Raw genomic sequence first — 11968 nt, 5'->3', positions numbered from 1 at the left:
TCGATGCGGCGCGGGCGGCTAACCGGGAACTGACCCGGGCACTGAACCAGGCCCGCTGACGCGCTCAGGCGCCCCTTCAATTGCGCGCTGCGGGCAGGGATTTTCGCCGGCCCGCGGGCAGGCCAGGCGGCCGTCAGGATCGATCGGGAGGTCGTCAATCGCTGATCACGGGGCTGCGGTGGATCCACTCGTCACTGTGCGCCGCCCGGTGCAGGAAGGCGGCGGCGTCCGCCCGGCTGATGTACGGGACGCCCTTCATCGGCAGGCGGTCGTCCGCGCGCAACGTGCCCTTGGGGGGTCGTCGTTCAGTGCCTGCTCCTGATGCGGCCATGACATGGTTGTGTCGCGTCGTCAGCCCGTCAAGGCTGGCACCGCCTGTTGACTCAGCCGGTGTTCGCCAGTGCTGGGGTCTGACTGATGTTCGTCTTGGCTGTGGCCTGCTGGCGGTAGCGGCCGGGGGGTACTCCGCGGGCGCGGACGAAGGCCCGTGAGAACGCCGCCTGGGAGGTGTAGCCGGCGGTGCGGGCGATGTCGTCGATCGCGATGCTGGTCGTGCGCAGCCGTTGTGCTGCTACTTCCATGCGCCATGACGTCAGGTATGCGGCCGGTGTGGTGCCCACCAGCTGGGTGAAGCGCCGGGCGAGTGTGGCGCGGGAGAGCCCGGCCTCCCGGGCCAGTGAGCCGACGGTCCAGTCGAGGTGGGGGCGGGCGTGGACGATGGCCAGGACGTTGGCGATGTCGGGGTCGCGCAGGGCGGTGAGCCAGGAGGCCTGGTGGTCGGAGCAGCCGAGGATCCACACGCGCATGACGTGGATGAGGAGCACGTCCACGAGGCGGTCGGCAGCCAGGCTGGATCCGAGCCCGTCACGGTCGAGCTCGCGTGAGAGCAGACGGACCACGTCGTGCAGTTCGTCGTGTCCGGGGCTGTCGGCGGACGCGACGAGAACCGGGGGCAGAAGTCCGGTCAGCGGGTGCGCGAGTTCGGGATCGAAGTCGAAGGAGCCGCTGAGGAATCGGGTGCATCCGCCGGTGCCTTCGATGACCACTTCACCCGGGACGCACGCATCGAGGCGGCGTACGGGTGCGGAGGGGTCGCTGGCCAGGGCGTGGTAGCGGTGCCGTGGCAGGACCACGACGTCGCCGGCGACGAGCTGACGGGGATCCTCATCCTCGATCAGCAGCCAGCAGGCACCGCTGACGATGGCGTGGAACGTCGTCCCGCTGTCGATCCCGGGAGGTGTTCCAAGCCCCCACGGGGCGTGGGCGCTGCCCCAGGCCAGCAGCGTTCCGCCGGCCCGGCTGGTCGACAAGACATCTGCAAGTGCATCCATGAGGTCATACTAACTATGCGCCGCTGATTGAGACATATAGTCAAAGTATTGCGTCAAAGTGTCATTGAAAGGCGCATGACAGAGACGTAGAGTCATTCGCATGACAGTTCAAATGATAGCCCTGGCCAAGATCAACGACCTTGCGGGTCTGCAGGAGTACATGGAAAACGTCGGTGCCGTGCTGGAGAAGTACGGCGCGCAGCGCAGCTTCGCCGCTCCGGTCAGCAAGGTCCTCGAGGGCGGCCCGGTGGACGCCGTCGCCCTGCTCACCTTCCCGGACGCCGACGCCGTCGACCGGTTCTACAACTCGGAGGAGTACAAGTGGCTCCTGGAGCTGCGCCAGCGGAGTGCCGAGACGACTCTCGTGGTCGCCGAGGGCCGTGTGCAGCTCGACGGCTATACCGACTAGCGGTCACTGACCTTCGAACGGCGTGAGAGAACCGACGAATGCAACTCCGGGGCCTTTGCCGCCCTGGGTAGGTTGACTCGCCGGTTCGTCGTCTTACTGGCGGGGCGTCGTTGTTCGATGGCCGGCAGCTCTCAGGAACGGCTCATGCCGCCTGTGCTAGGTAGTACGGGCTGACGTCGCGCCGTTCGGCAGTCCGGGCCGTGCGGCGGGTCGGGCGCCTCGTCATCAAGATGACGGCCGCCCACGCGATCAACGATTCGCTCATCTCGGGGAGCCGTTCATGGTCGCGGCAGTGCCGGCGGGCCCTCATAATCCACGACCATGATCGTTCGACCACCCAGCGGCGGGGAAGGACGACGAAGCCCTTCGCGTCCGGCGGGCGACGCACCGTTTTGATCGTGATGTCGAGGTGAGTCTTGGCCCAGGTCACGAGCTTTCCGGCGTAGGCGGAATCGGCCCAGACGATGGAGATCTCGGGGTGCGTGAGCGGAACAGCAGCTCCTTGGCCGCGTCACAGTCACTCGTGTTGGCGGCGGTGACCATGACCAGCAGCACCAGGCCCCTGTTATCGCAGATCAGGCGCCTTTCCGTCCATTGATCTTTTTGGCTTCGTCCCATCCCCTGGTGTCCTTGCCGACCGTCTCGGAGACCTTGATGCTCTGTGAGTCGACGATCGCGGACGCCGCGCGGGGTGTCTTCCCGCTGGCGAGGCGGACCTTGCGGCGGAGCTGGTCGCGGATGACGCCGATGACCCCGGCGGCGGCGAGCAGCGTCGCGGTGACCGCCCACGCGGTGTCCGAGGCCGGGGCGTCCAGGAGCCTCGGCAGCTCCGGGACGATCGGGATCACCAGGGTCTGCATCAGCGAGATCACGATTCCGGCGAAGGCCAGCACCGCGACCACAGCGTTCGGCCGGGCCCGGAGGGCCTCGCGACGGCCACGCCCGAGCGGCCGACCCTTCACCCCAACATTCCCCCAACATCGAACAGAACGAGGAACCATGCCCAAGGCATACGTCTTCACCGAGTACGGCGGTCCCGAGACGCAGACCTTCGTCGACCTTCCCAGGCCCGTTCCGGGACCGGGTCAGCTTCTGGTCGCGGTGCACGCGGCCGGGGTGAACCCGGTCGACTGGAAGGTACGCGCCGGCTACCTGCAGGAGGTCCTTCCGCTGGCGCTTCCGGCAACCCTTGGCACGGAGGTCTCCGGTGTCGTGGACGAGATCGGCGCCGGGGTCGAGGGGTTCGGGATCGGAGACGAGGTCTTCGGGGCTCTGCCGTTGGCCGGCGGCTACGCCGCGTACGCGCTGCTGGCTGCCCAGGCCGTGGCACACAAGCCGGCCGCCGTGTCGTTCACCGACGCCGCGACCCTGTCGGTGTCGGCGGCCACCGCCCACCAGGGCATAGGACGGCTGGACCTGAGGCCCGGTGCCACCCTGCTGGTGAACGGGGCCGGTGGTGGCATCGGCGTTGCCGCCGTGCAGATCGCCCGCGACCTGGGCGCCACCGTGATCGGCACCGCCGGCCCGGGTAAGGCGGAGTTCGTTTCCTCCCTCGGGGCCACCCATGTCGCCTACGGCGAAGGCGTGGCCGACCGGGTCGCCGCCGTCGCCCCGAACGGCGTGGACGCCATCCTCGATCTGGTCGGTGGCGCAGCCCTGTACGCCGTCGCCCATCTCGCCGCGGACAAGTCCCGGATCATCACCGCTGCAGATCCGACGGCAGCGGCCGAACTCGGCGGCTGCTACTTCCAGACGGAGCAGACCGGAAAGACGCTCTCCCCGCTCGCCCAACTGGTCGCATCCGGCGCCCTCGACCCCCACGTCACCAACGTCGTGCCCTTCGCTGAGGCAGCGACAGCTCTTGCCGCGGTCGAAGCCGGCCACTCTCTGGGCAAGACCGTCCTGAAGATGCGGTAACGGACGCGGCCGACATGCCGGCGATGTGTGACGAAGCCCTGCGCAGGACGGAGGAGGCCAAGTGGGTCATCGGCGCCTCTTGCGGGTTCGTCGTCCGATGACGCTGCGTTCTGCCATGTGCTGAGTCGGTACCAGAGCAAGGAGACGTAGCTGCCGTCGTAGGCAGCGCTCGCGTTCGCCGCCTACGACGTCGGTCCGCTGCGGGTCACAGGTAAGGAGCCGACAGCGCCGGCCGCTCCGCTCGCGCCCAGCAGCGCTGCTATGGACAGTCCACCCACGCCAGCACCCACGCGGTCCTGCGCTTCGTCATGCCCGAACGTCGCATGGTTCTGACCCCATGTCAGTTGATGGAGATCTCAGTTGGTCTTCGTTCTGCGAGATTGCCGACTGGCTGTCGCGGTTCAAGTTGAATCATCGGTGAAAGCGTCCCGAGCGCCATGGACGGCTGTAACCACCCGCGATCTCCCGAACGGCGGACCGCCAACAGGGCCGACACCGCCAGGGGCGACGTCTCCATTCGCCGCCCACCCCCAAGCTGCGCTTTTCACACAAAGCAGGAGATGGAAATGCACTCGTTGAACCGGCGGAGTCTGCTCGGTGCCGCGGCCATAGGTGTACCGCTGGCCATGACACCGGGACTGGTGACCAACGCGTCCGCCGCGACGTCCGGTCGCTCCAAGGGCGCTCACTCGACGGTGATTCCGGACGTACTGGACGCCAGTCACGCCACCGATAAGGTGGCAGCTCTCGTCAAGGGCTACTACAGCGCCAAGTCCAGCTACGACGCCGACGCCATGATGAGCTTCTTCAGCTCCGGACAGATGAGCTACTTCGACTCCCCGTTCGGCATCGGCGGCGTCTTCCCCTCGAACAAGACGTTCTTCAGCGAGATCATGGCTGCGACCCTGGCCGGCTGGGCCCAGAGCGGCGGCAAGTCGTACCCTCTGCGCGTCCTCGGCGACTCCAACACGGCCATCGTCCTCTTCCACAACACCCCGGAACTCCTCGGCGACGAGATCCGCGCCGTCTCCTCCCTCACCTACGAACACGGCAAGATCGTCCGGGTGGTCGACTTCTGGGACGGCCGACGCAACGCCGCCACCAAACTCCGCGACCCCAACGCCAAGAACCCCCGCACCCTCGCCGCCGAAACCGTGCACAGCAGCAAGAACCCGGTTATCAACAAGTTCGCGCGTCAGCTGGGTTCGGCCCTGGCGGCCGGCGACGTCACCCGCGCCCAGGCCCTGTTCGCGGACGACGCCGTCTTCGAGGACATGACCACCCGCACCATCATCACCGGCCGGGCGGCGATCAGCCGCTACCTGCAGCGCGCGCTGCCCAAGCTGCCCTACGGCCCGGGTTCCGAAGTGCTCCACGTCGCCGGCAACGAGCACGGCGGCGGCTACGAGTGGATCACCGGCAGCGACGCCGTTCCCAGCGGGATCAGCGCACTACAGATCGACAAGGTCGCCCCCTACACCAACCCCACCGCGCGCACCTACAAGATCACCAACTTCACCACCGTCTGGGACGGATCGAGGATCGACGACTCCACGATGCGCTCGCTGACCGAGCTGGCGATCGAGCCGTAGCAGTCACGATCCACTGAGCGCAGTGGTCACGGCAAGCGCTGCGCACCGCGCTCGGCGTCCTGGGCCACCCCGAAGCAGAGACCCGAAGGAACGGCTGGCGCTCCCGTGCGCCACGAGTCGCCGACGCCATCGGCGTTGATGACACTGGGCGGCGACCGAGTCGACGCCTGCTGTCGTCACCCCGTTGACGACGGCCTGCCCGCCTCTCCCTGCACTCGGCCGCCATTATCCGCAGCCGTGCGGAATCGGTGACGGTCCGCTCGGTGCTCGCCGTCGGCCCCGTACACACGAAGAAGCGCAGCGGCGGCCTCCCGGCACCGCAAGGCGGACGTGCTGGCGTCCTGCGGTGTGGAGGTCGTCCGTGAACGGGAGCGCGACCGCGGGCAGCGGGACGCTCAGCGGCGCCGGAATGCCCCGTTCTCACAACCGGGTGCCCACGGTGAAGGCGCCGTCCGCGCCCGGTTCAGCGCTCCACCGGAACCCGGTCTCCCGGGTCAGGCCTGCGAGGGTGAGCCGGATTCGGCCGCGTCGGAAGGCGAAACGGACCTCAAGGCGGTCGCGGGCTCGCCTGTGGCCGGCCTGGCCGGTGTGTCGATGGTGACCCCCGGTCCCGCGATCCGCGACACGCAGGCACACATCTGACGGCCTTCAGCCCTCTGCCGTGAGGACAGGAACACGTCACGGTGGTCGACCGGTCCATCGCTCTCCAGGATGCGGACGCGGCACAGTCCGCACTCGCCGCGCAGACAGTCGTACATGATCTCGACGCCCGCTTCCTGCAAGGCATCGAGCATGCTAGTGCCGACCGGGACCTCGACGCTCACACCGTGGCGGGGCACGGTGACCCGGTACGGGCGCGCAGGATGGCTGCCACTCGTACCGAACGTCTCGAACCGGAGGTCGGCGGGGGGCCGTTCCTCCTGCTGCCAGCTCTGACGGACATCCCTGAGCAGGCCCATCGGCCCGCAGACATAGAGCACGCCGCCGGGGGGAACGTCGGCGACCACTTCGGCGGGGCTCAGGCGTCCTCCCCGCGAGGACTCGGCCAGGGTCACCAGGCCGGGGTGGGCTGACTCCAGTTCCGTTGTGAACGCCATGCTGTCGCGGGATCGGCCGGCATAGATGATCCGGTAGGTGCTGCCTCGGGCCCGCAGGGCCCGGGCGAGTCCGAGGACAGGGGTGATGCCGATGCCTGCGGCGAGCAGCACGCTGGGGGCCGAGCCAGGGTTGAGCGGGAACTCGTCGACGGGGCCGGTGGTTTCGATTTCGTCGCCCGGTTTCAGCGAGTGCATACACACGGATCCGCCCCGGCCGTCCCCCTGCCGGCGTACGGCGATGCGCAGGAGGCCGCCGTCGTGGCCGAGGTCGACGAGGGAGTACGAGCGGGTGTCGCCGGCGGTCGCGAGCCGTACGGTGACGTCAAGGTGGCTGCCGGGCGGTGGAGTGGGGGCCGGGTCAGGCAGGCGCAAGGTGATCAGGGCGATGTCCGGTGCGACATCGTCGCGGGCTTCGACGGTCGCCAGGTTCTTCGCGCCGCGGCTCATGCCGTCTGCCGTGTCGACGTGGCGACGGACGCCAATACGGTGGGGTGGGTGCGCTCGCGGCCCTGTTCGGCGGCGACCTTGGCGTCGATGATGCGCCGTGCCCACATGCCGCCGATGTCGATGTTGAGGTTGTAGAACTCGTGGTCGGCGTTGGCCTCGATGGCCTTCTGCTGAGCGTTCAGCATGGCGGAGTCCTGGCCGAACACGCGGGAGACGCTCTGCCGCAGGAGGTTGGTGAGCCCCTGGTCGCCGAGGTGATAGTTGCGGGTGAACGCGATCCCGCGGCGGCAGGCCGTCCCGACACGATGACCAGGAATGGATGCTTGTGATGCAGCGAACAGGCCAACAGGGTGGCCATGGTGACCCCGCGATGCGAGAGATAGCTGGACGCCGTGTCTGGCCTATCGCCCTCGGAGGAGCGGCGTGGTCGCTTCGGCCAGACGTCAGCCGCGCGGTGGCGGTATCGACGATCAACGCAGGGATCGACAGCGGAGTGAACGTCATCGACACTGCTCGCGCCTACACGACCGTCGGCGAGGAAGCACACAATGAGCGTCTCATCGGCGACGTATTGGCCGCCCGAAACGACGGGAGCGCGGTGATGGTAGCGACCAAGGGCGGCCACTTCAGAGCAGGACCGACGGAATGGAAGAACGACGCCCGGCCCGCCTCTTTGCGGGCGGACCTGGAAAGGAGCTTGCGTGCGCTGAGGCGCGAGACGATCGACCTGTACTTTCTGCACTGGCCGGACCCAGAGGTACCGTTCGCCGAGAGTGTGGGTGCTCTCAGCGAGATGCGCGCGGAGGGGAAGATCCGAGCCGTAGGCATTTCCAACGTCGATCCTGCCCTGTTCGCTGTCGCACGCACGGTGACATCGGTCGATGCCGTCGAGAATCCGTACTCCTTGCACAACGGAGGTGACGATGCGCTCCTTCAGGAATGCGAGCGCCTCGGCATTCCGTTCTTGGCCTACTCCCCGTTGGGCGGATGGGACGCACGCGAGGCTTCGCCCCTCCTTCTGGACATCGCGACAGAGCGAGACGTCTCGCCTCAGCAGTTGCTGCTCGCCGGCCTGCTGCACCGGTCCGACTCACTCCTGCCGATCAGCGGCGCCGGACGCCCGGAGACGGCAGCTGATTCGGCCTCCGCTGCTCTGCTCTCGCTGACTCCGGACGAGATGCGCATCCTTGATGCCGTTGCCGGCGGCCGCCGGGAAGCGGGCGCGAAACAGACGGCTGCTCCTGACGCCAGCACGACACGCCCGCAGCCATGACGCTCCTCGTTGGCCCGACCCCAGCAGTGTGCGTTCGCCGAAGTGTTCAACGCCGCCCTACATGCCACCGACCGCAGCCCGAAGGAGGCGGCCTGGACGGCCTGGACCCTGATGTACTTCACCCTCGGCCTGGTCAAGGAAGAACAGACACCGCAGAACCGCACCTTCTGCACCGAAGCGGCGGAGGCTGACCCCGCAGCCTTCCCCTCTCTCGCGAAGACGATCGCGCATCTCACGCCAGACGGCTTTGACGACCGCTTCGCGTTCGGTGTCGACCTGATCCTCAGCGGGCACTCCGCCGTGTCGCGGACGCCCCAACCGGCACCGGGACCTGCTGCCGAGTGAGCAGTTCGCCCTGCCGGAGTCGGTAGGCCGCCACGGTCGCCATCTTGAGGTGCGCGTAACGACGAACCGTGTCGTGAACGAGGGTCAGTTCGGTATCACTCGCCCAGGTCACTTCGGCGGGCTACTTCAGCGGCGTATGCAGCGTTACTGATCCCTACGTTGTTCTGCGGGACGTGGTGAACCCTTCGTATGGTTCATCCACCCGGGGGCGCCGGGTGTGGCTCTCGTCCCACGACGACTCGGCTGCCGATTAGGAATTGCGAATGATCGCTGAGTAGGGATCTGACAGCGAGGTCGCATCAGCGGCGCCGGACAACCTCTTCGGAGGGGCGGCGCTCGCGTACGAAGGCAGGCATGCACTCCGCCACCGTCCGCGCCGTCAAGCCCGCAACCGGCACAAGCACCGCCCGGCGACATCCGCAGAAGCGACCTTTTTGCTGCGGCTAACCCGGCAGTCCGGGCTGCCGACAGCGCTTCACCTGAATCGGCGATACCGCCACACCTGTTGCACCTGCTAGCGTCAACGAAACCGGCGCTGAGCTGCATGAAGCCCCATCGGCTGGCCTCGCGCCACAGTCACTCCCCCAGAGAAGCCGGGAAAGTTGTACGTTGTCGCCACGGCCCCAACAGTAGTTCGACCCGGCGGCCACGCCTCCCGTACGACGCCAGGGTGCCGCTCGCCCGGAGTCTGTCCACAGGTGATCCGTGGTCTATGGAACCTATGAGCGATCACGAGACACGGCAGCCGGCCCCGCGCCGCAGCAAGGTTCTGGAGGCTCTGGCGCGGGCGGAGCGGAAGGTGTTCACCCGGCCGCCGCCGAAATCCGCAAAGGCTCAGGTGAAATTCCTCCTCACGCGGGCGAAGGGGTCCACCAAGGCCCTGGCGGAGCGTCTGGGCGTCTCGCGCCGCACGGTGCAGCGCTACCGCGCAGGGCAGCTGACGAAGCCCCAGAAACGGCTCCAGGCCGTGCTGGTGGAGGAGACCGAATCCCAGTGGCAACCGCAGGTCAAAGCACAAGCACGTCAACGGGCGGCGACCTCCAGCGGCATGATGGTGGAGGTGACGGCCTACTTCGGATTCACCTGCAGGGGCAGCTCGGACGACGGCCGCGAGCGCACCATCACCACGCCGATCTCGCCCGTCTACGCCGCCGAAATCCTCCAGCTCCAGGAGGCTGGTGCGACGGAGGAAGACCTGCATCCGATCGTCGCGGATGCCATCACCGAGTCGTATTTCACGGAATGGGGTACCCGCGCTGAGGGGCTGCGCGCCGATTTCACAGACGTGCGGTCGATCGAGTTCCAATTCTGACCCTGCCGAATTCCAAGCCTGCTATAAACCTTATTCGCGGGCCGCCGCACAGCGCTCTTGAGCCGAAGCACGATAGTTGTCACCAAGGCAGGCTGGTTGTCACCAGCGCGGACGGAGGGGGGTAGGTCGGGACCGCTCCGGGTGTCCTGTCGCACTGAGCCTGTCGGATTCTCACCGCTTCTCGTTCGTGCTGTCGGATTCTCATTGCGTCGCGTGCTGAGCGACGACGTTTGCCCCGTACATGAGGTTTGATCTCATTTCCTGGTCCGGTTCTCGCGGTACCTGTCACGGTCGTTTTCGGCAGGTACGCGGAGCCGAGGGTGGCGATGGATCTGGCCTGGTCGATGTTGAGTGGGCTGACGGTGAGGCGGCGGGCTGCGGAAGTCCGCGCTGGAGGCGGTTTTCCCGGGTTCGGTTCGAGTCGGCGCTCCCGGTGAGGCGGTTCACGCCGTACCGCGGACAGCGGCGCTTCACGGGCTGGTACTGGGGGACGACTGAGTCGCTGGTGGGGTTCGAGCCGTGGCTGGAGCGAGACCGGGCCATGCTCCTGGATCATGACCGGAGGGTGGTGGGGCTGACCTCGCAGCCGTAGGCCGACAGCCGGGCCGGAAGACCCCGGCTGCCCGTCCGTTCGGACGGTGTGTCAGACCACGGCGAGCCGGTCCACCAGCAGCTCCATCCTCCGCTCGGCGTCCGCCGGCGGCAGCCGTCCCGCCCGGGTCAGGGTGGCCAGTCCGTGCAGGGCCGCCCAGAACGTCTCGGTGAACAGCCCCGGGTGCACGCCCTCCCCGGCGACTTCGCTCAGGCACTCCAGCAGCGCGGCGAAGGCGTCCTTCAACGGTTCGGGGGTGTCCTCCTGTGCGTACGCCAGGCCGCCGTCGAGCTGGAACAGGGCGTCGTAGACCGCCGGATGGCGTTCGGCGAAGGCGAGGTAGGCGCGGGCCAGGGCGGTGACCCGCTCGCGCGGGCCGTCCGCGGCGGAGGTCGCGGCCCGCATCGCCACGGCCATCTCGGAAGCGCCCTGCAGAGCGACGGCGCCGATGATCTCGCGCTTGCCGCGGAAGTGGCTGTAGAGGACCGGCTGACTGTATTCGATGCGCTCGGCGAGCCGGCGGGTGGTGACCGCGTCCCAGCCCTGCTGCTCGGCGAGTTCGCGGGCCGTGGCCACGATGAGGCGCTCACGCTGCGCCCGTTCGCGCTGCTTGCGTTCCTGTACCGACATGATTCGATCCTAGCACTGCTAGACAGTCGAGCGGCAGCAGTGCTAGCTTTGCGTCATCATCTAGCAGCGCTAGATCCCAGGAGGGGTCATCATGCTCAATGCACTCGAGGTCGTCACCATCGTGGTCGTCGGCGTAATGGTGGGGGTGGAGTTCTCCGTCCCCTTCTTCAGCAACCCGATCGTCAACGCACTCCCCGGCGACAACGGCCTGCGCGCCCGCACCCACGGGGCCCGACTGGGCGGCGCCGTGATGCCGTTCTGGTACATCACCTCGCTCGCCCTCGTCGCGGTCTGGGCCGTCGCCGGATGGCACCACGACGGCACCGGCCTCGTCGTCACCGCCGGCGCGCTGCTGATCCTCAGCGTGATCATGTCGCTCCTGCTGCTCGTCCCGATCAACAACCGGGTCAAGACGTGGACCGCCGACAACCGGCCGGCCGACTGGAAGGAGCAGCTGCAGCGCTGGGACCGCTGGCACTACGTCCGCGTCGCCGTCATCATCGCCGCCTTCGCCTGCCTGGCGACCGCCCTCGCCTGAGCGCGCGGGCCGGCGCGGCGCCGGTGGCGGCACTCCTCCACTCCGCGGGCGGTAGCCGACGATTCGCACGGATCTACACCGCCCTCGGAACCCAGGACTCCCTCTACCGGAGGTTCCGCCTCTATCGAGATCGCGACTTCCGCTTCTCAAACGACCTGGCATCTCAGCAGGCCAACGGCTCGCTATCTGACAGATGCGCTGCGACAGGACACCGGGGCTGGTGCGCAGCTCGAGGGACAGACGGAGGACCGGAGCCGGTGACACCTACCTTGCTTCGCGCGTTGCTGGTGACAGGTAGCGCGCCGATCCGGTGACAACCAGCGTGCTTTGTCCGATCGAAGCCGCAGGTCAACGAACGTCAGTGGTGACAACTATCGTGCTTCGGCTCAGCTCTGGCGGCGGCCCGCTCCTTAAATCCGCACACGAATGCGAGGCCCTGATGAGCAGCCCCTGGCCGCCCCGGCGCGGTGTCCGCCGACCGTCCG

Annotated in this window: 13 protein-coding genes and 1 pseudogene; 7 read left to right on the top strand and 7 right to left on the bottom strand. The window is 67.7% G+C overall.

Translation table 11 applies throughout. From position 1 onward, the window contains the following. Nucleotides 1-154: 154 nt before the first annotated feature. Both ACYVO6_RS33380 and ACYVO6_RS33375 read right to left on the bottom strand, forming a co-directional pair. Nucleotides 155-331, bottom strand: coding sequence for a hypothetical protein (locus ACYVO6_RS33380; RefSeq protein WP_461067771.1), 177 nt, complete (start codon nucleotides 329-331; stop codon nucleotides 155-157). Between the two features lie 52 nt (nucleotides 332-383). Continuing rightward, nucleotides 384-1331 (bottom strand): AraC family transcriptional regulator, encoded by a 948-nt coding sequence (locus ACYVO6_RS33375; protein ID WP_461067769.1) that lies wholly within the window; start codon nucleotides 1329-1331, stop codon nucleotides 384-386. Nucleotides 1332-1431: 100 nt separating this feature from the next. Between ACYVO6_RS33375 and ACYVO6_RS33370 the strand changes: the two genes are divergently transcribed. Beyond that, entirely contained in the window at nucleotides 1432-1740 is a 309-nt protein-coding gene (locus ACYVO6_RS33370) for a DUF1330 domain-containing protein (protein WP_461067767.1), read from the top strand. A gap of 142 nt (nucleotides 1741-1882) precedes the next feature. Here ACYVO6_RS33370 and ACYVO6_RS33365 read toward each other — a convergent pair whose 3' ends face one another. Next, entirely contained in the window at nucleotides 1883-2206 is a 324-nt protein-coding gene (locus ACYVO6_RS33365) for a transposase (protein WP_461067775.1), read from the bottom strand. Between the two features lie 289 nt (nucleotides 2207-2495). Continuing rightward, nucleotides 2496-2741: pseudogene (locus ACYVO6_RS33360) on the bottom strand (hypothetical protein); the annotation flags it as partial. Between ACYVO6_RS33360 and ACYVO6_RS33355 the strand changes: the two are divergent. Together ACYVO6_RS33355 and ACYVO6_RS33350 are read left to right on the top strand one after the other, a co-directional pair. Beyond that, nucleotides 2740-3657 (top strand): NADP-dependent oxidoreductase, encoded by a 918-nt coding sequence (locus ACYVO6_RS33355; protein ID WP_461067765.1) that lies wholly within the window; start codon nucleotides 2740-2742, stop codon nucleotides 3655-3657. The pseudogene ACYVO6_RS33360 and the gene ACYVO6_RS33355 overlap by 2 nt on opposite strands. Nucleotides 3658-4223: 566 nt before the next feature. Further along, nucleotides 4224-5249: a nuclear transport factor 2 family protein gene (locus tag ACYVO6_RS33350; RefSeq protein WP_461067763.1), complete on the top strand. Its 1026-nt coding sequence runs from the start codon at nucleotides 4224-4226 to the stop codon at nucleotides 5247-5249. A gap of 494 nt (nucleotides 5250-5743) precedes the next feature. On the opposite strand, the gene ACYVO6_RS33345 is transcribed toward ACYVO6_RS33350, so the two are convergent. Next, a complete protein-coding gene (locus tag ACYVO6_RS33345) occupies nucleotides 5744-6793 on the bottom strand; it encodes a PDR/VanB family oxidoreductase (RefSeq protein ID WP_461067761.1) in 1050 nt (349 codons plus the stop codon). Beyond that, nucleotides 6790-7134 carry a hypothetical protein gene (locus tag ACYVO6_RS33340; RefSeq protein WP_461067773.1) on the bottom strand — a complete coding sequence of 115 codons (345 nt, stop codon included), beginning with the start codon at nucleotides 7132-7134 and terminating at the stop codon, nucleotides 6790-6792. The genes ACYVO6_RS33345 and ACYVO6_RS33340 overlap by 4 nt, the downstream gene beginning before the upstream one ends. Between ACYVO6_RS33340 and ACYVO6_RS33335 the strand changes: the two genes are divergently transcribed. The 3 genes from ACYVO6_RS33335 (at nucleotide 7113) to tpg (ending at nucleotide 9723) form a co-directional block, all read left to right on the top strand. Beyond that, complete coding sequence (locus tag ACYVO6_RS33335; protein WP_461067759.1) at nucleotides 7113-8066, top strand: aldo/keto reductase; 954 nt, start codon at nucleotides 7113-7115, stop codon at nucleotides 8064-8066. The genes ACYVO6_RS33340 and ACYVO6_RS33335 overlap by 22 nt on opposite strands. 42 nt (nucleotides 8067-8108) lie before the next feature. Further along, a complete protein-coding gene (locus ACYVO6_RS33330) occupies nucleotides 8109-8411 on the top strand; it encodes a TetR/AcrR family transcriptional regulator C-terminal domain-containing protein (RefSeq protein WP_461067757.1) in 303 nt (100 codons plus the stop codon). Nucleotides 8412-9132: 721 nt separating this feature from the next. After that, complete coding sequence (gene tpg, locus ACYVO6_RS33325) at nucleotides 9133-9723, top strand: telomere-protecting terminal protein Tpg (RefSeq protein WP_461067755.1); 591 nt, start codon at nucleotides 9133-9135, stop codon at nucleotides 9721-9723. 643 nt (nucleotides 9724-10366) lie between these two features. Here the strand turns inward: tpg and ACYVO6_RS33320 are convergent. Continuing rightward, complete coding sequence (locus ACYVO6_RS33320) at nucleotides 10367-10945, bottom strand: TetR/AcrR family transcriptional regulator (protein WP_461067753.1); 579 nt, start codon at nucleotides 10943-10945, stop codon at nucleotides 10367-10369. Between the two features lie 91 nt (nucleotides 10946-11036). Here ACYVO6_RS33320 and ACYVO6_RS33315 point away from each other — a divergent pair, with 91 nt between their 5' ends. Further along, entirely contained in the window at nucleotides 11037-11483 is a 447-nt protein-coding gene (locus ACYVO6_RS33315) for an anthrone oxygenase family protein (RefSeq protein ID WP_461067751.1), read from the top strand. Nucleotides 11484-11968: the final 485 nt, after the last annotated feature.

The sequence above is a fragment of the Streptomyces pseudoechinosporeus genome, from assembly GCF_054783935.1.
Note: the sequence above shows the minus strand (reverse complement) of the source record. Positions and strands in the feature narration are given on the sequence as shown.

Coding starts and splice junctions, on each gene's coding strand:
- ACYVO6_RS33380 (WP_461067771.1), bottom strand. CDS start 331: ATGGCCGCATCAGGAGCAGGCACTGAACGACGACCCCCCAAGGGCACG.
- ACYVO6_RS33375 (WP_461067769.1), bottom strand. CDS start 1,331: ATGGATGCACTTGCAGATGTCTTGTCGACCAGCCGGGCCGGCGGAACG.
- ACYVO6_RS33370 (WP_461067767.1), top strand. CDS start 1,432: ATGACAGTTCAAATGATAGCCCTGGCCAAGATCAACGACCTTGCGGGT.
- ACYVO6_RS33355 (WP_461067765.1), top strand. CDS start 2,740: ATGCCCAAGGCATACGTCTTCACCGAGTACGGCGGTCCCGAGACGCAG.
- ACYVO6_RS33350 (WP_461067763.1), top strand. CDS start 4,224: ATGCACTCGTTGAACCGGCGGAGTCTGCTCGGTGCCGCGGCCATAGGT.
- ACYVO6_RS33345 (WP_461067761.1), bottom strand. CDS start 6,793: ATGAGCCGCGGCGCGAAGAACCTGGCGACCGTCGAAGCCCGCGACGAT.
- ACYVO6_RS33335 (WP_461067759.1), top strand. CDS start 7,113: ATGCTTGTGATGCAGCGAACAGGCCAACAGGGTGGCCATGGTGACCCC.
- tpg (WP_461067755.1), top strand. CDS start 9,133: ATGAGCGATCACGAGACACGGCAGCCGGCCCCGCGCCGCAGCAAGGTT.
- ACYVO6_RS33320 (WP_461067753.1), bottom strand. CDS start 10,945: ATGTCGGTACAGGAACGCAAGCAGCGCGAACGGGCGCAGCGTGAGCGC.
- ACYVO6_RS33315 (WP_461067751.1), top strand. CDS start 11,037: ATGCTCAATGCACTCGAGGTCGTCACCATCGTGGTCGTCGGCGTAATG.